Below are 444 nucleotides of genomic sequence, written 5' to 3'. Positions count from 1 at the left end.
CCGTCCACGCCATCCGCAACGCGGTGCTGCCGCAAACCCTCCACATCGACGAGCCCACCCCCCACGTCGACTGGACCACCGGCACCATCCGCCTCCTCACCGAACAACGCCCCTGGCCCCAGACCGGACACCCCCGCCGCGCCGCCGTCTCCGCCTTCGGCGTCAGCGGCACCAACGCCCACGTCATCATCGAACAAGCACCCGACCAGGACGACGCCGCACCAGAACACGACACATCCGGCACGCCCCAGGCGTCTGCCGCCGTGACGCCACGCGCGGAGGGTTCGGTGCCGGTGGTGCCGTGGGTGATCTCAGCCCGGTCCCGGGATGCGCTCACCGCGCAGGCCGCCCGGCTCGCACACCATCTGGACCGGCACCCCGAGTTGGACCCGGTCGACGTCGGCTACTCCCTGGCCACCACCCGCACCCGGTTCGACCACCGCG

1 protein-coding gene is annotated in these 444 nt (G+C 72.3%); it reads left to right on the top strand.

The features are described 5' to 3' along the window. Positions 1-444, top strand: a 444-nt coding sequence (locus tag FLW16_RS43090) for a ketoacyl-synthetase C-terminal extension domain-containing protein (protein ID WP_312847202.1), incomplete at both ends; no start/stop codon positions are given.

Source organism: Microbispora sp. KK1-11 (genome assembly GCF_006874435.1).
Lineage (GTDB): Bacteria > Actinomycetota > Actinomycetes > Streptosporangiales > Streptosporangiaceae > Microbispora > Microbispora catharanthi.
Note: the sequence above shows the minus strand (reverse complement) of the source record. Positions and strands in the feature narration are given on the sequence as shown.